Origin of the sequence: Morococcus cerebrosus (assembly GCF_022749515.1) — a bacterium.
Classification (GTDB): Bacteria; Pseudomonadota; Gammaproteobacteria; order Burkholderiales; family Neisseriaceae; genus Neisseria; species Neisseria cerebrosa.
In genome coordinates this window covers 1,815,640-1,831,230 of record NZ_CP094242.1, presented here as the reverse complement: position 1 = coordinate 1,831,230, position 15,591 = coordinate 1,815,640, and the positions used below count along the sequence as shown (strand labels likewise).

Here is a 15,591-nt window from a genome sequence, read left to right as displayed (position 1 = left end):
CACGCCGATTTTGCCATGACCGAGCCGACCTATATCCCGCTGCGCCTGCATACCGAGTTTTCGATTACCGACGGTATGGTGCGGATTAAAAAACTGATTGCCAAAGCGCAGGAATACGGTTTGCCTGCTTTGGGCATCAGCGATTTGATGAACGAATTCGGTTTGGTGAAATTCTATAAAGCCTGCCGCAGCGCGGGGATTAAGCCCGTCGGGGCGGCGGATGTGTGGATAGGCAATCCCAATGCGCCCGACAAGCCGTTCCGCGCCATGCTGATTATCCGCAACGATGCGGGCTATCTGCGCCTGAGCGAGCTTTTAACGGCGGCTTATGTCGGCAAAGACCGCAATGTCCATCATGCGGAACTCAATCCCGAATGGCTGGAAAACGGCGACAACAGCGGCTTGATTTGTTTGAGCGGCGCGCATTACGGCGAAGTGGGCGTAAATCTCTTGAACGGCAATGAAGACGCGGCGCGTGCGGCGGCGTTGAAGTATGCGGCGTGGTTCCCCGATGCGTTTTATCTGGAGCTGCAACGCCTGCCCGAGCGTCCCGAATGGGAGGCTTGCGTTTCGGGCAGCGTGAAACTGGCGGAGGAGTTGGGTTTGCCGGTGGTGGCGACGCATCCGACGCAGTTTATGAGCCGCGACGACTTCAACGCGCACGAGGCGCGGGTGTGCATCGCGGGCGGCTGGGTGCTGACGGACAAGAAACGTCCGCGCGATTTCACGCCGAGCCAGTTTTTCATTCCGCCGGAAACGATGCTGGAGCGTTTCGCCGATTTGCCCGAAGCCTTGGAAAACACGGTGGAAATTGCCAAACGCTGCAATATCCATATCACGCTGGGCAAAAACTTCCTGCCCCTGTTCCCGACGCCCGACGGCTTGTCGCTGGATGATTATCTGGTGAAACTGTCCAACGAGGGCTTGCAGGAACGCATGGTTCAGCTTTATCCCGACGAGGCGGAACGGGCGGCGAAAATGCCGGAATATCAGGAGCGGCTGGATTTTGAGTTGAACATCATCATCCAGATGAAATTCCCCGGCTATTTCCTTATCGTACAAGACTTTATCAACTGGGCGAAAACGCACGGCTGTCCGGTAGGGCCGGGACGCGGTTCGGGCGCGGGTTCGCTGGTGGCGTATTCGCTGAAGATTACCGACCTCGATCCGCTCAAATACGCGCTGCTGTTCGAGCGTTTCTTAAACCCCGAACGCGTTTCCATGCCCGACTTCGACGTGGACTTTTGCCAAAGCAACCGCAGTCGCGTGATTGAGTATGTGCGCGATAAATACGGCGCGCAGGCGGTGAGCCAGATTGTGACTTTCGGCACGATGTCGTCCAAAGCGGTCATCCGCGACGTAGGGCGCGTGTTGGAGCTGCCGTTTACCCTGTGCGACAAATTATCGAAGCTGATTCCGCTGGAAGCCAACAAACCTTTGGGTTTGGACGATGCAATGAAGGCGGAACCGCAGATTCAGGAATTGATCGAAGCGGAAGAAGCGGACGAACTGATTACGTTGGCGAAAAAGCTGGAAGACCTGACGCGCGGTTTGGGTATGCACGCGGGCGGCGTGTTGATTGCACCGGGCAAGATTTCCGATTACAGCCCCGTGTATCAGGCAGACGAATCCGCCTCGCCCGTATCCATGTACGACAAGGGCGACGTGGAAGACGTGGGTTTGGTGAAGTTCGACTTTTTGGGCCTGCGCAACCTGACCATTATCGAAATGGCGCAGAACAACATCAAAAACACCACCGGCGATATTGTCGATGTCGGCAAAATCCCGCTCGATGACCAGGCCGCCTACAAAATCTTCCGCGATGCGAACACCACCGCCGTCTTCCAGTTCGAATCGACCGGCATGAAAAAAATGCTGAAAACGGCGCACACGACCAAGTTTGAAGAACTAATCGCCTTCGTATCGCTCTACCGACCCGGCCCGATGGACAACATTCCCGATTTCGTCGCGCGCATGAAGGGACAGGAATTCCAATACATCCACCCGCTGCTCGAAGGCATCCTCGCGCCGACCTACGGGATTATGGTGTATCAGGAACAAGTGATGCAGGCGGCGCAGATTATCGGCGGCTACTCGCTCGGCGGTGCGGACCTGCTGCGCCGCGCCATGGGTAAGAAAAAGCCCGAAGAAATGGTGAAACACCGCGAAATCTTCGCCGAAGGCGCGGCAAAACAAGGTATTTCGCGCGAAAAATCCGACGAAATCTTCAACTACATGGAAAAGTTCGCCGGCTACGGTTTCAACAAATCCCACGCCGCCGCCTACGCCCTGATTTCCTACCAGACCGCATGGCTCAAAGCCCATTACCCCGCCGAATTTATGGCAGCGACCATGTCGTCTGAATTGGACAACACCGACCAGCTCAAGCATTTCTACGACGACTGCCGCGCCAACGGCATCGAGTTCCTGCCGCCCGACATCAACGAATCCGACTACCGCTTCACGCCGTATCCGAACATGAAAATCCGCTACGCACTCGGCGCGATTAAAGGCACGGGCGAAGCCGCCGTCGAATCCATCATCGCCGCGCGGCAAAGCGGCGGCAAATTTACCGGCCTGTTGGACTTTTGTGAGCGCGTCGGCAAAGAACACATGAACCGCCGCACCCTCGAAGCCCTGATACGCGGCGGCGCGTTCGACAGCATCGAACCCAACCGCGCCATGCTCTTGGCAAACATCGACCTCGCCATGAACAACGCCGACCAAAAAGCCGCCAACGCCAATCAGGGCGGGCTGTTTGACATGATGGAAGACGCCATCGAACCGGTGCAGCTCATTGACGCGCCCATGTGGAGCGAATCGGAAAAACTCGCCGAAGAAAAAACCGTCATCGGCTTTTACCTGTCCGGCCACCCCTTCGGCCCGTATGCCCAAGAAGTCCGCCAAATCGCCCCGACCAAATTAGGCCGTCTGAAACCGCAAGACAGCGTGCGCCTCGCCGGATTCGTTACCGCCGTGCGCACCATGATGGGCAAGCGCGGCAAAATCGCCTTTGTCAGCCTCGAAGATTTGAGCGGGCAGATTGAAATCATGGTCAGCGGCCAGACGCTGGAAAATTGCGCCGACTACCTCAAATCCGACCAAGTGCTGATTATCGAATCCAAAGTCAGCCGCGACGACTACGGCGGCGGCGACGGGCTGCGCATCATGGCAAACCAAGTCATGACCCTGCAAATGGCGCGCGAACGCTACGCCCGCAGCCTCAGCCTCGCCCTTACCCCCGGTCATGACATCGAACGCCTCGCCGCCATCCTCACCGCCCACCGCCTGCCCGATACGTCGCACATCCCGCTGCAACTGTCGTACAGCAACGGCAAAGCGTCGGGCAGGTTTCAAGTGCCGCCGAAATGGATGGTGACACCCAGCTCCGCGTTATTCGACGAACTGGAAAAACTGCTCGGCAGCAGGGCAGTGCGCGTGAATTGGTAAGGCGCAGGGGTCGTCTGAAACAGCGACGGAAAACTGCTGTTTAAACTGCATCGCCATTAAAATACAAAGCCGAATCTTATTTTCAGACGCCGTTTGATAAAACATTCAAAGACGTCGTCTGAAAACGCAAAACAACACTATAGTGGATTAACTTTAAATTAGGACAAGGCGACGAAGCCGCAGACAGTACAGATAGTACGGTAAGGCGAGGCAACGCCGTACTGGTTTAAAGTTAATCCACTATAATATTGACCCTGACTCAGAATGAATAGAAAACATAAAAGGTCGTCTGAAAGCAGATTTACTGCAACATGAAACCACACCCATTGAGGAGATAAACCATGAGCGAATTAAACGACCAAACCTACGACACCATTTGCCAGCTTTGCGAACAAGGCGACACTTTGGCGGACGACGGGCAATACGCCGAAGCACTCGACCTTTATTGGCAGGCATGGGATTTGTTGCCCGAACCGAAAACCGACTGGGAAGCGGCAACATGGATTCTGGCAGCCATCGGCGATGCGGATTTTTTGAGTGGCGATTTTGCCGCCGCGCACGAGCATTTAAGCCACGCCATGTATTGCCCGGACGCAATCGGCAACCCGTTTTTGCATTTGCGTTTAGGACAGGCGCAGTTTGAATTAGGCAATATGGAACGCGCCGCTGACGAGCTGATGCGCGCCTACATGGGTTTGGACGATGAAGCGTGGCTGGACGAAGACCCGAAATATCTGGATTTCTTAGCCACCGTAGCAGAAGGAATTGAAAACCACAGCCGAAAAACAACTAGTGCAATATAGACTACCCCCTGTTTTTCAGACGACCCGAACTTCAAATTAGTCATAAAAGGAAACTGCTTATGGGATATCCACCACAAGCCATTCAATCTATTCTGCGTCTGTCCGCACAAAAACGTTTTGAACACGCCGTTAAAGACATTGCCGATGCAGAATGTCTTTATGTGATGGCAGACGAAGAAGGAGACTGGTCATTTTGGGGCGATGATGACGGCCATACCTCGCTGGCTATTTGGTCAGATTTGGAATTTGCCCGCTTATCCTTGGCACAGGCAGGAGACGCAAGTCTTTGCATCTTCGAATTGGAGCTTGAAGAATTTTTAGAAGACGGCATTCCCTATCTGATGGACATTGGCAGCTACATTGCCATTTTCCCCACGCCTGACGACCCCGAAACCGTCGATATGCCTGCTATTGAATTTGCCGCCCGTATCAACAAAATTTTGGAAGAAAGCTATGGTGAAGCTTTGGATCTGCCTTATTTGAACGGTTAAAAAGCGTTTCTTACAAATGCCTGTATCACACTGACAGGTCGTCTGAAAACCAGTCCCGCCTAAAACTCAAAAGGAATCCATCATGTACACTTGCACTTCCTGCGGCGAAAAACATGAAGACATGCCGGCGCTCTGCTTTGCCACTCCCGCTCCCTATGACCAACTCAGTGAAGAAGAACGCATTGCTTATCAAGCGGAATGCGATTCTGATTTCTGTATCATCCGTTATCCCAACCAAACCGACCGCTTTATCCGCGCGGTGCTGCTTATTCCGATTATCGGGCATGAGGAAACGCTGGAATACGGGGTGTGGGTATCCGTCAGCGAAAAGAGTTTTAACAACTATCAAAGCCACTTTCACGACAATCCGGAAAACGTCGTTTATTTCGGCATGATCTGCAACTGGCTGCCCCCTTACGAATCCGACACCTTCGGTCTGCACTGCAATGTCGTTACCCAGTCCGACAACCGACGTCCCCTGCTGCAACTCCATCAAGGCAGCGAACATCCGCTGGTACGCGACTTTTATCACGGCATAGAATATGCCGAAGCGCAGGCAAGGATAGAGGCGGCATTCGGGGCAGACTATTAAGGACCAAATGACAAACCGCCCTCTATTGAACGAAACCATGCACAACGGCTCCCGCCTGTTCCTGCAACTGCCGCAAACCTACCCGCCGTCGAGCCTGCTGCGGCAAATTGTCCGCTTAGGCGGAACCATTACCGCCTTCGTTTCTGATGAAATAACAGGCGAAACGTGGATAGATTTCGGTTACAAGGGCTGGAAGTTCAGTATTCACAACCCATATGGTGAATATTGGTTTTTTGCCGAAAACAGCGAATGCCCCGAAGCTATATTGCAATCTATGATTCAGGTCGTCTGAAATCCAAAGTCCGGTTTTCAGACGACCTCAAATAAGGATCAACATGAAATACAAAGACCTACGCGACTTCATCGCCATGCTCGAACAGCAGGGCAAACTCAAGCGCGTCGCGCATCCCGTTTCCCCGCATTTGGAAATGACCGAAATCGCCGACCGCGTACTGCGTGCCGAAGGGCCGGCGTTGTTGTTTGAAAACCCGATTAAGCCCGACGGTACGCGCTACGACTATCCCATGTTGGCAAACCTGTTCGGCACGCCCGAACGCGTGGCGATGGGCATGGGCGCGGACAGTGTGTCGAAGCTGCGCGAAATCGGGCAGACGTTGGCGTATTTGAAAGAACCCGAACCGCCCAAAGGCATCAAAGACGCGTTTTCCAAGCTGCCGCTGCTGAAAGACATTTGGAGCATGGCACCAAACGTAGTGAAAAATGCGCCGTGTCAGGAAATTGTGTGGGAAGGTGAAGACGTTGATTTGTATAAACTTCCGATTCAACATTGCTGGCCGGAAGACGTTGCGCCTCTGGTAACATGGGGCTTGACCGTAACGCGCGGGCCGCACAAAAAACGCCAAAATCTCGGCATTTACCGCCAGCAATTAATCGGCAAAAATAAGCTGATTATGCGCTGGCTGTCGCACCGCGGCGGCGCGCTGGATTATCAGGAGTTCCGCAAACTCAATCCCGATACGCCGTATCCCGTCGCCGTCGTGCTTGGCTGCGACCCCGCCACCATCTTGGGCGCGGTTACGCCCGTGCCCGACACTTTGAGCGAATACCAGTTTGCCGGCTTGCTACGCGGCTCGCGGACGGAGCTGGTGAAATGTATCGGCAACGATTTGCAAGTGCCCGCCCGCGCAGAAATCGTGTTGGAAGGCGTCATCCATCCGAACGAAACCGCGTTGGAAGGCCCATACGGCGACCACACGGGCTATTACAACGAGCAGGACCATTTTCCCGTGTTCACGGTCGAACGCATCACCATGCGCGAAAACCCGATTTACCATTCGACCTACACAGGCAAACCGCCCGATGAACCCGCCGTTTTGGGCGTGGCGTTGAATGAAGTGTTCGTACCGCTCTTGCAAAAGCAGTTTCCCGAAATCACCGATTTCTACCTGCCGCCCGAAGGCTGTTCCTACCGGATGGCGGTGGTCAGTATGAAAAAACAGTACGCCGGACACGCCAAGCGCGTGATGATGGGCTGCTGGTCGTTTTTGCGCCAGTTTATGTACACCAAATTCATCATCGTGGTGGATGACGACGTGAACGTGCGCGACTGGAAAGAAGTCATCTGGGCGGTAACCACGCGCATGGACCCCGTACGCGATACCGTTTTGGTGGAAAACACGCCCATCGACTATCTCGACTTCGCCAGCCCCGTCAGCGGACTCGGCGGCAAAATGGGCTTGGATGCGACCAACAAGTGGCCGGGCGAAACCGACCGCGAATGGGGGCGGGTGATCAAAAAAGACCCTGCGGTTACGGCTAAGATTGATGAGATTTGGGGGGAGTTGGGTTTATAAACCCGAATATCAAAAGGTCGTCTGAAAAGGTTTCAGACGACCTCATGGCTTGGGGGAGGGAGTCTTATTCCTCTTTTCCATCGCCTTTGGAGTGATTAGCCAAAAGACCGTCCTCCCAATTCCCTTTCCGCAGGATTCTGCTGCACAGAAATTTCCCTCGCTGCCGTTTGTTGCCGTTCCTGTTCCATTTTTTCCTGCACTTTAGCATTGAAAGCATCAACAACTTCGCGGTTCTCCGCCAAAACCTGTTTGGCGAAAGAGCCGTCCTTATCGTTGAGCAGACCGTGCATCATCGCTTCGAGCTTGTCCAATTTCGATATTGGTTTCGGACGGGTAGGGGCAGTAATTTCCTCAATATTGTTATCTCTGCGACGGGCATCGGCGGGATGTTTGACGCCGTAAGCCGTATTCATACGGAAGTTTTTCAAATCCTCCATATCCAGTTTGCCTTTGACTTTAACCACTCCGCCGTGTTTACCTGGAAGTTTGATGCCCGCATCGCGTTCCGACATATTGAGGAAATGCTTCAAAGCATCGTTTACTTTATCGCTATATTGGTTGCGTATATCGGCAATGAAGACTTGTGCCTGCATATTGGATTGCAGGAATTTTTTATTGTCAGGATTTGTAATTTTAGAGATAACGTTATTTACCTTGTTAACTTTGTCATCAAGTGCCTTATCATAATCCCGATTGATTAATGAGATACCGGTTTCGGAAGCCAAAGCCTGATTCAATTTCGGTTTCAGATTTTGATACACCTGTTTGTCTTCGGTAGACATTTTATTGAATGGCTTGTATAGATGGATTTGCATCTGCTTTATTTCATTATCGGAAATAAAACGGTTGCCTTTTGAGTCTGTTGCCTCTCGCGCAATCCGTTCCAACAAATTCCTCCCTTCATTATTGCCGCCTATATCGTACTGGATAGGACCAAAACTGGGACCGCTGTCTGCTTTTTTTGCATTTGATATTTCGTACGCACCGTATCCGCCCGACAATTCGTTTACCATCATGGCTTGATGTATATAGTATTTCAAACCGTCTTCCGGTTTCAGATGGTCTCCGCCTGTAAAACGACTCATATCAGCCTCCTAACTATCTATCAGCTTTATAAAGAATTTTCAAAGCGTTCCAACGCTTTTAAATGGTTTAAGTTCTGCTCGAACCTGCAAATACGGATGTAGCGTCCTGCCAGAGGACGAACTTTCGTCGTAACGGATGGGTCTGAACACAGCATTTCCGTATAACTTTCCCAAATCTTACGGATAGTCAAAAAATATTCTTTGGATACTCCATTCAATTTGGGGTCTTTTGAATCGATACGGTGCAGCAGATTTTCGTATTTCTTATTCAGTTGCTCTTCCAACCTCATACTGAAAATATCTACACATTCATAGCCTTGTCCGTCTATGTCTTTCATCATGCTCTGAGGGCAAATGTCCTTATTGTCCTGTTTTTGCCTTGTTACCTTTGGAACAGCCTTTTCAGACGGCTCCGACGCACCGACACAGGCGGCGGATGTCATTATTGCCAGCAACGGCAGAATGTAACGGATTTTGTGTTTCGACATATCAGTCTCCTATAAAAATTAAAAACGTTCCAATGCCTTCAAATGAAGTTTCGTCTGCTCAATGGCGCAAAGAGAATAAATCCTGTCCGCTGGTGTTTTCAAATCGGTCGTTACCGTCGGGTCGTCACAAAGTTCTTCTTTGTAAGCCTCCCATTTCGAGCGGACGCTTGCAAAATACTGTTTGGACAATCCGTGCAATTTTCGGTCTTTGGCTACTGCACGTCGAAATAATTCTTCATACTTCTTCTTCAGCTTGTCCTCGAATTCCCCTAAAGTAATACTCAAGCAATCATCACTCATCAGATTGACAGGCTCTGGACAAATAGCCCTGTTCTGTTGCTTTGCATCTTTTTCGTTAGTTTTTTCAGACGACCCCGCCGCACCGACACAGGCGGCGGATGTCATTATTGCCAGCAACGGCAGGATGTAACGGATTTTGTGTTTCGACATATCAGTTTCCTAAAAAATTAAAAACGTTCCAATGCTTTTAAATGGTGTTGTGTTTGTTCGATATAACACATATAAAAAACTCTGTCCGCCGGTGATTTTAAATCAGTCGTTACCGTCGGATCATCACAGAGTTCGTCCCGATAAGCCTCCCATTTTGAGCGGACGCTTGTGAAATACTGTTTGGATAAACCGTGCAGTTTTTTGTCTTTGATGGCAGCTCGCCTAAATAAATCTTTATATTTTGTGTTCAATTTGCCTTCGAACTCCCTTGATGTAAGCCTCAAACAATCATCGTCCATTTCTTTTACAGGTTCAGGGCAAAGATTCTTTTCCTTCTGAGGTTTAAGCGCATTTGCAGCTTTTTCAGACGACCCTGCCGCACCGACACAGGCGGCGGATGCCATCACGGCCAGCAGCGGCAGAATGTAACGGATTTTGTGTTTCGACATATCAGTCTCCTATAAAAATTAAAAACGTTCCAATGACTTCAAATGAAGCTGCGTCTGTTCGATAGCGCAAAGAGTGTGAATCCGATCCGCCGGTGTTTTCAAATCGGTCGTTACCGTCGGGTCGTAACATAGTTCGTCCTGATAAGCCTCCCATTTTGAGCGGATGCTTGTAAAATACTGTTTTGTCATGCCATGAAGTTTTTGGTCTTTGGCAGCGGCACGTCGAAATAAATCTTCGTACTTCTTATTTAATGCAATTTCAAAATCTAACAGGGTAAGCCTCAAACAATCTTCATCCATTTGGTCAACAGGTTCGGGACAAAGATTCTTTTCCTGTTTCGGTTTAACGGCATTTGCAGCTTTATCAGACGACCCTGCCGCACCGATACAGGCGGCAGATGCCATCACGGCCAGCAGCGGCAGAATGTAACGTGTTTTGTGTTTCGACATAATTTATCTCCTAAAAAAGTTATTGTGTAATTAATAGGGCAGTTTGAAAAGTTTTCAAACTGCCCTATCATGTTCAAACCGCTATCATGCGAACATTCAATTAATAGAAGCCTTCGCGTTCTTCACGGGTGGAAATGTAGATGTTTTTCACCTGCGTGTACGCGGCGAGCATCATTTTGTGGGTTTCGCGGCCGATACCTGAAGTTTTGTAGCCGCCAAACGGTGCGCCTGCGGGCAGGCGGTTGTAGCAGTTCACCCAGACGCGACCGGTTTCCAGCGCATTGGAAACGCGCAGGCAGCGGTTGATGTCGGTACTCCACACTGCGCCGCCCAGGCCGTATTCGCTGTCGTTCGCCATTTTGATGACTTCTTCTTCGGTTTTGAATTTAATCACGGTAGCAACCGGGCCGAAGATTTCTTCTTGGGCGACGCGGGCGCTGTTGCTGCCGGCTTCGATCAAGGTCGGCTCGACAAATTCGCCTTTGCCCAACTCGCCTTCGATTTTCTTACCGCCGGTGATGATGCGGCAGCCTTCCTGCTCGCCGATTTTGACGTATTTCAAAATGGTTTCAAGCTGGCCGGCATTGACTTGCGAACCCATTTGGGTGTCGTCTTCCCAAGGCAGGCCGACTTTGATTTTTTTGAATTCTTCAGCCAAGGCGTTGACGAATTTGTCGTAAATGCCTTCCTGAACGAAGATGCGCGAGCCGGCACAGCACACTTGGCCTTGGTTGAACAAAATGCCTTTTTGCGCGCCTTCGAGGGCTTTGTCAAACGGCATGTCGTCAAAGAAGATGTTGGCGGATTTGCCGCCCAGCTCCAAGGTGGAGGGAATGAGCATTTCGGCGGCAGCGATGCCGATGCGGCGGCCGATTTCGGTCGAGCCGGTGAAGGCGAGTTTGTTGAAGCCTTTGTGGTGCAGCATGTATTCGCCGGATTTAGAACCGCGTCCGGTGATGATGTTCAGCACGCCTTTAGGCAGCAGGTGGTTAATTTTTTGAGCGAGCGACAACAGGCTCAGCGAAGTGCTGGAAGACGGGTGGATAACGATGGTACAGCCTGCGGCAAGTGCGGGGGCGATTTTCCAAGCCGCCATCAGGAAAGGGAAGTTCCACGGGATAATTTGACCGACTACGCCGATAGGTTCGCGCAGGACGATAGACAGGTCTTCGGAGTCAAGCTGGGTGGCAGTGCCTTCTTCGCCGCGGATTACGCTGGCAAAGTAGCGGAAATGGTCGGAAGCCAAAGGTATATCGGCGGCGCGGGTTTCGCGGATGGGTTTGCCGTTGTCCAGCGTTTCCTGCAAGGCGAACAATTCCAAGTTTTCGTCAATCACATCGGCGATTTTGTTGAGGATGGCGGCGCGTTCGGTGGTGGTGGTTTTGCGCCATGTTTTGAACGCTTCTTGCGCGGCGGCAACTGCAGCATCGACATCGGCATCGGATGCGTCGGTAAATTTGGCTAACAATTCTCCGTTGGCAGGATTGTATGAATCCAAAAGCGCGCCGGGTTTGGTCCACACGCCGTTAATCAAGAGGCCGTACTCTTTATCAAACACATTTAAATCTTTTGCCATGATGCCGTCTCCTTGGTTGTCTTCTTGAGGTTTCGGACGTATCTCCAACGTCGTCTGAAAATAGAATAGTATTTTTTCTCTTTCAGTTCAAGCACTAAAAATGATATCGTTCTTAAAATTCCAAATATGTAATTTTCTAAAATAGGAAATCTAATCCGATAAGGCTTGACCCCGCATGGAAATGAAGCGGGTTTGTTAATGTATTTAAAGTTTTCAGACGACCTTTTTTACATGATATGTGTAAGAATTTTTCAGCGGCTTGGTAGATATATTTCTGCGCAAACAGATTGTTATGGTATAACATTTTATTTCTTATTTTTCAAAAAGATAGGGTGTTGACACAGCGAAATGAAGGGGAGTATTCTCATTCAGAGGAAGGGCGTTATTCCGATTCCGCCTGTCCCACCATTTACGGATTTCGTACGAATGCCAAGGAGAACACCATGAAGATGCAAGCAGTTGTTGTGAATCAAAATGTAGCAGGTGATGTAGAAGTTGTAGAACGCGAACTGCGCCCGTTGGAATACGGCGAGGCGTTGGTTGAAGTCGAATATTGCGGCGTGTGCCATACCGACCTGCACGTTGCGGCAGGCGACTACGGCGAAAAACCGGGCCGCGTGTTGGGACACGAAGGCATCGGCATTGTCAAAGAAGTCGCTCCGGGCGCAAACGCCCTGAAAGTCGGCGACCGCGTCAGCATCGCATGGTTGTTCCAAAGCTGCGGTTCGTGCGAATACTGTAATACCGGCCGCGAAACCTTGTGCCGTTCCGTATTGAACGCAGGCTACACCGCCGACGGCGGTATGGCGACCCACTGTATCGTCGATGCAGACTACGCCGTCAAAGTACCCGACGGCCTCGACCCTGCACAAGCCTCCAGCATCACCTGCGCCGGCGTAACCACTTACAAAGGCGTGAAAGTTTCCGGCGTGCGTCCGGGACAATGGATTGCCATTTACGGTGCGGGCGGTTTGGGTAACTTGGGTGTCCAATACGCGAAAAAAGTATTCGGCGCACACGTCGTCGCCATCGACATCAACGATGAAAAACTGGCATTCGCTAAAGAAAGCGGTGCAGATTTAGTCATCAACGCCGCCAAAGAAGACGCAGCCAAAGTGATTCAGGAAAAAACCGGCGGCGCACACGCAGCCGTTGTCACCGCCGTATCTGCCGCCGCGTTCAACTCCGCCGTAGACTGCGTCCGTGCAGGCGGCCGCGTCGTTGCCATTGGTCTACCGCCTGAATCTATGGACTTGTCCATCCCGCGTCTGGTCTTGGACGGCATCGAAGTGGTCGGCTCGCTGGTCGGTACACGCAAAGACTTGGAAGAAGCCTTCCAATTCGGCGCAGAAGGCTTGGTGGTACCGAAAGTCCAACTGCGTGCTTTGGACGAAGCTCCGGCGATTTTTCAAGAAATGCGCGAAGGCAAAATCACCGGCCGCATGGTTATCGACATGAAAAAAGAATGCGGCTGCGGTCATCATTGATTTGATGCAGGCAGTTGAATAAGAAGGTCGTCTGAAACCTTGTTTTGGGGTTTCAGACGACCTTTTGATAAGAACTTCAGACAGGATTATTCGATGATTTCGGTGAAGACGACGGTTTTGCCGCCGCGGGTAAGCGTGGCGAAGCCGTCCTGAAGCTGCCATATTGTGCTTGCATTGCGGTATTCCGTGGTTTTGGTCATCGAATGGGTTTGCGTCAGTTTTTCGACCGTACTTCCCTGACGCAGTTCGACCGTCATCGGGCTGTTGCTGTTGACGTAGATGGCGGAGATGCGGCTGCCGTCGGCGGCTTGGTAGCGGATGGCGTTGTTTTGCGCTTCGGCGACGACGGCGAGAGGGGCATCGGGGCGAACGGCTTTATACGAACCGCAGGCGGTACACAGTCCGAGCAACAGCAGGAGGGCGTATCTCTTCATAGCGTCTCAATAATGGTGGTGGGGAATGTGGCCTTCGAGATGGTAACGCGTCCCGCAGTAGGGGCATTCGATGTCGCTGTCGGACTGAATCGGGAGGAAGACGCGCGGATGACCGTTCCAAGTTTCGTGGTTGGGGCCGGAGCAGTGCAGCGGCAGGTCTTTGGGGTAGATAATGACGGTTTCGGTGTTTGCGTTCATGATTTTTCCTTGGTAAGTCCGACCTTATTGTACGATATATCGCCTGTTTGTGCAGCGCAAAAGGTCGTCTGAAAATGGGTTTTGGTTTGATAATGCTTTGGTTATATAGTGGATTAAATTTAAATCAGGACAAGGCGACGAAGCCGCAGACAGTACAGACAGTACGGAACCGATTCACTTGGTGCTTCAGCACCTTAGAGAATCGTTCTCTTTGAGCTAAGGCGAGGCAACGCCGTACCGGTTTAAAATTAATCCACTATAATGCGGTTTTTATGATGAATTAGCTTTAAATCGCTTTATTTTCAAACGGGCTTTAACATGACGACACTTTTCCGGCAGGATGATTTGAACCCTCAAGACGCTGCAGAATTTCTCTACACATTGAGCGCGGCGTATTTGGATTATACGGATGCGGCAGGCGATGAGGAAATGCGGTGTTTGAACGACGAGCAGCACACGCTGACGGCTTACTGCTATTTGGACAGCCAAGTGCAGGAGGGCGGCTTTGTGCAACTGATTGCGGCGGGTTACGGCGAATATGTGTTCCATAACCCCGTCGCCGACAGCCTGCGCCGCTGGCGGATTAAACCGACACCTAAGATTTTGGATAAGGCAAAGGCTTTATACGGGCGGGACGGCGCAAAAATCGAGGAAATGGCGGACAGAGGGGCATCTTTGGACGAGATTCGTGCTAAGTTTCCCGATTTTGAGGAATTGGACGGCGAATATTACGAAATCGCGGACGACGATATGGCGGCGGCTGTGGCGTATGTGTTGGCAAATTGGGAGAAGTTTGCGGAGATCGCGGATTGATGTGCGCGGTATGCTTTTGATTTTCCGCATCAGTATGAAACTAAGAGAAAAAATCGAAATTTAAAAGGTCGTCTGAAAAGGATTAAATACCGAAACTGAATTGCTGGAGCTGTTGCAAAACCTGTCTGGATTTAATGCCTTCGGGCAGGAGGTTGTCAATCAGCAGGCGCGTGATTTTTAGCGACTGTCCGAGACTTTCGGGGTGGGTGAAATCGCCTTCGCGCAACTGAATCAAGATGTCGCCGCTGACGGCAACACCATGGTTGCGCGGATTGAAGCGTTCAGCTTCTTCGATCGGGACAACCGCGTTTTCAGGCGTCAGCCAGTAGGTTTCTTCGGCGCGGATTGCTTCGCCGTTGCCATCGTGGAATAAATCGGGTGCGAATCCCAAGCGGCTGAGTAAAGTCCATTCAAAGCGGCGCAGCGCGGCGGTATGGCTGCTTTCGTCGCATACCGCCCGCATGACTGCTTCTAGCGCGTCGTAAAGCTCGGGTATCGGGTCTTCGCGAGCCGTCAGTTTGAGCATCAGTTCGTTGATATACAGGCCGCTGAACAAAGCCCTGCCTTGCGGTTGCGGCCAGCCGCCTATCCACTCTGCACGATGCAGCGTTTTCAACTCTTGCGAACCGTACCAAGAGGCGCTGACCGGTACAAACGGCACCAACACACCGCGCAACTCGCTCTGCCTTTTGCGTGCGCTTCTCGCCAGTAAAGCCACGCGCCCGTAACGGCGGCTGAACACCTCCACCCACAAACTGCTCTCGCGCCAAGGGGAGGAGGCAAGCAGGAAGACGGGTTCGTGATTGATGCGCTGATTGGTCATGGGCAGTTGGCGTGGTTGGGGGATGGTGGAAGAGGGCGGTTGATTGTATGGTGTATTTTACCAAAGCGGGCAGGGGGCGTCTGAAAATATTGGACGGGTGCCGACTTGTCAAACAGATAATCCGAGACCTTTGCAAAATTCCTTTTCCCCCGACAACCGAAACCCCAAACACAGGTTTTCGGCTGTTT

The 15,591-nt window shown here is 51.5% G+C and carries 17 protein-coding genes; 8 read left to right on the top strand and 9 right to left on the bottom strand.

What is annotated here, in order from left to right:
• Nucleotides 1-15: 15 nt before the first annotated feature.
• The 6 genes from dnaE (at nt 16) to ubiD (ending at nt 7,150) form a co-directional block, all read left to right on the top strand.
• Nucleotides 16-3,450 (top strand): DNA polymerase III subunit alpha, encoded by a 3,435-nt coding sequence (dnaE, locus tag MON37_RS08655; protein WP_039408660.1) that lies wholly within the window; start codon nt 16-18, stop codon nt 3,448-3,450.
• 341 nt (nt 3,451-3,791) lie between these two features.
• Nucleotides 3,792-4,253, top strand: coding sequence for a tetratricopeptide repeat protein (locus MON37_RS08650; protein WP_039408663.1), 462 nt, complete (start codon nt 3,792-3,794; stop codon nt 4,251-4,253).
• 59 nt (nt 4,254-4,312) lie between these two features.
• Nucleotides 4,313-4,744, top strand: a complete 432-nt coding sequence (locus tag MON37_RS08645) for a DUF2750 domain-containing protein (RefSeq protein ID WP_039408665.1) — start codon at nt 4,313-4,315, stop codon at nt 4,742-4,744.
• An 82-nt stretch (nt 4,745-4,826) separates the two neighbouring features.
• Complete coding sequence (locus MON37_RS08640) at nt 4,827-5,336, top strand: DUF2199 domain-containing protein (protein ID WP_039408668.1); 510 nt, start codon at nt 4,827-4,829, stop codon at nt 5,334-5,336.
• A gap of 7 nt (nt 5,337-5,343) precedes the next feature.
• The gene (locus MON37_RS08635; RefSeq protein ID WP_039408670.1) at nt 5,344-5,628 is read left to right on the top strand and encodes a hypothetical protein; all 285 of its coding nucleotides are present in this window, start codon (nt 5,344-5,346) and stop codon (nt 5,626-5,628) included.
• A gap of 43 nt (nt 5,629-5,671) precedes the next feature.
• Nucleotides 5,672-7,150 carry a 4-hydroxy-3-polyprenylbenzoate decarboxylase gene (gene ubiD / locus MON37_RS08630; RefSeq protein WP_039408672.1) on the top strand — a complete coding sequence of 493 codons (1,479 nt, stop codon included), beginning with the start codon at nt 5,672-5,674 and terminating at the stop codon, nt 7,148-7,150.
• A 95-nt stretch (nt 7,151-7,245) separates the two neighbouring features.
• Here ubiD and MON37_RS08625 read toward each other — a convergent pair whose 3' ends face one another.
• The 6 genes from MON37_RS08625 to MON37_RS08600 all read right to left on the bottom strand — a co-directional run bounded on the left by MON37_RS08625 (nt 7,246) and on the right by MON37_RS08600 (nt 11,648).
• Nucleotides 7,246-8,235 (bottom strand): hypothetical protein, encoded by a 990-nt coding sequence (locus MON37_RS08625; protein ID WP_039408674.1) that lies wholly within the window; start codon nt 8,233-8,235, stop codon nt 7,246-7,248.
• 26 nt (nt 8,236-8,261) lie between these two features.
• A complete protein-coding gene (locus tag MON37_RS08620) occupies nt 8,262-8,723 on the bottom strand; it encodes a hypothetical protein (protein ID WP_052242829.1) in 462 nt (153 codons plus the stop codon).
• Between the two features lie 18 nt (nt 8,724-8,741).
• Entirely contained in the window at nt 8,742-9,173 is a 432-nt protein-coding gene (locus MON37_RS08615) for a lysozyme inhibitor LprI family protein (protein WP_052242830.1), read from the bottom strand.
• Between the two features lie 17 nt (nt 9,174-9,190).
• On the bottom strand, nt 9,191-9,622 hold the full coding sequence (locus tag MON37_RS08610) for a lysozyme inhibitor LprI family protein (RefSeq protein WP_052242831.1): 432 nt from the start codon (nt 9,620-9,622) through the stop codon (nt 9,191-9,193).
• Nucleotides 9,623-9,640: 18 nt separating this feature from the next.
• Complete coding sequence (locus tag MON37_RS08605) at nt 9,641-10,072, bottom strand: hypothetical protein (RefSeq protein ID WP_052242832.1); 432 nt, start codon at nt 10,070-10,072, stop codon at nt 9,641-9,643.
• 100 nt (nt 10,073-10,172) lie between these two features.
• Entirely contained in the window at nt 10,173-11,648 is a 1,476-nt protein-coding gene (locus MON37_RS08600) for an aldehyde dehydrogenase family protein (RefSeq protein WP_009312407.1), read from the bottom strand.
• A gap of 443 nt (nt 11,649-12,091) precedes the next feature.
• Here MON37_RS08600 and adhP point away from each other — a divergent pair, with 443 nt between their 5' ends.
• Complete coding sequence (gene adhP, locus MON37_RS08595) at nt 12,092-13,135, top strand: alcohol dehydrogenase AdhP (RefSeq protein ID WP_082013640.1); 1,044 nt, start codon at nt 12,092-12,094, stop codon at nt 13,133-13,135.
• Nucleotides 13,136-13,221: 86 nt separating this feature from the next.
• On the opposite strand, the gene MON37_RS08590 is transcribed toward adhP, so the two are convergent.
• Both MON37_RS08590 and MON37_RS08585 read right to left on the bottom strand, forming a co-directional pair.
• Nucleotides 13,222-13,569: a hypothetical protein gene (locus tag MON37_RS08590; protein WP_003763387.1), complete on the bottom strand. Its 348-nt coding sequence runs from the start codon at nt 13,567-13,569 to the stop codon at nt 13,222-13,224.
• Between the two features lie 6 nt (nt 13,570-13,575).
• Complete coding sequence (locus MON37_RS08585) at nt 13,576-13,767, bottom strand: zinc-finger domain-containing protein (protein ID WP_003763364.1); 192 nt, start codon at nt 13,765-13,767, stop codon at nt 13,576-13,578.
• Nucleotides 13,768-14,085: 318 nt separating this feature from the next.
• Here MON37_RS08585 and MON37_RS08580 point away from each other — a divergent pair, with 318 nt between their 5' ends.
• On the top strand, nt 14,086-14,580 hold the full coding sequence (locus MON37_RS08580) for a DMP19 family protein (RefSeq protein ID WP_039408678.1): 495 nt from the start codon (nt 14,086-14,088) through the stop codon (nt 14,578-14,580).
• 82 nt (nt 14,581-14,662) lie between these two features.
• Here the strand turns inward: MON37_RS08580 and recO are convergent, their stop codons facing one another.
• Nucleotides 14,663-15,403: a DNA repair protein RecO gene (gene recO / locus MON37_RS08575; RefSeq protein WP_039408680.1), complete on the bottom strand. Its 741-nt coding sequence runs from the start codon at nt 15,401-15,403 to the stop codon at nt 14,663-14,665.
• Between the last annotated feature and the right edge of the window lie 188 nt (nt 15,404-15,591).

Excerpts from the sequence above, each read along its gene's own strand:
- MON37_RS08580 (WP_039408678.1), top strand. The coding sequence starts at position 14,086 with ATGACGACACTTTTCCGGCAGGATGATTTGAACCCTCAAGACGCTGCA.
- MON37_RS08625 (WP_039408674.1), bottom strand. The coding sequence starts at position 8,235 with ATGAGTCGTTTTACAGGCGGAGACCATCTGAAACCGGAAGACGGTTTG.
- MON37_RS08650 (WP_039408663.1), top strand. The coding sequence starts at position 3,792 with ATGAGCGAATTAAACGACCAAACCTACGACACCATTTGCCAGCTTTGC.
- MON37_RS08620 (WP_052242829.1), bottom strand. The coding sequence starts at position 8,723 with ATGTCGAAACACAAAATCCGTTACATTCTGCCGTTGCTGGCAATAATG.
- MON37_RS08635 (WP_039408670.1), top strand. The coding sequence starts at position 5,344 with ATGACAAACCGCCCTCTATTGAACGAAACCATGCACAACGGCTCCCGC.
- ubiD (WP_039408672.1), top strand. The coding sequence starts at position 5,672 with ATGAAATACAAAGACCTACGCGACTTCATCGCCATGCTCGAACAGCAG.
- MON37_RS08590 (WP_003763387.1), bottom strand. The coding sequence starts at position 13,569 with ATGAAGAGATACGCCCTCCTGCTGTTGCTCGGACTGTGTACCGCCTGC.
- MON37_RS08605 (WP_052242832.1), bottom strand. The coding sequence starts at position 10,072 with ATGTCGAAACACAAAACACGTTACATTCTGCCGCTGCTGGCCGTGATG.
- MON37_RS08640 (WP_039408668.1), top strand. The coding sequence starts at position 4,827 with ATGTACACTTGCACTTCCTGCGGCGAAAAACATGAAGACATGCCGGCG.
- MON37_RS08645 (WP_039408665.1), top strand. The coding sequence starts at position 4,313 with ATGGGATATCCACCACAAGCCATTCAATCTATTCTGCGTCTGTCCGCA.
- MON37_RS08615 (WP_052242830.1), bottom strand. The coding sequence starts at position 9,173 with ATGTCGAAACACAAAATCCGTTACATCCTGCCGTTGCTGGCAATAATG.
- MON37_RS08610 (WP_052242831.1), bottom strand. The coding sequence starts at position 9,622 with ATGTCGAAACACAAAATCCGTTACATTCTGCCGCTGCTGGCCGTGATG.
- dnaE (WP_039408660.1), top strand. The coding sequence starts at position 16 with ATGACCGAGCCGACCTATATCCCGCTGCGCCTGCATACCGAGTTTTCG.
- adhP (WP_082013640.1), top strand. The coding sequence starts at position 12,092 with ATGAAGATGCAAGCAGTTGTTGTGAATCAAAATGTAGCAGGTGATGTA.
- MON37_RS08585 (WP_003763364.1), bottom strand. The coding sequence starts at position 13,767 with ATGAACGCAAACACCGAAACCGTCATTATCTACCCCAAAGACCTGCCG.
- recO (WP_039408680.1), bottom strand. The coding sequence starts at position 15,403 with ATGACCAATCAGCGCATCAATCACGAACCCGTCTTCCTGCTTGCCTCC.
- MON37_RS08600 (WP_009312407.1), bottom strand. The coding sequence starts at position 11,648 with ATGGCAAAAGATTTAAATGTGTTTGATAAAGAGTACGGCCTCTTGATT.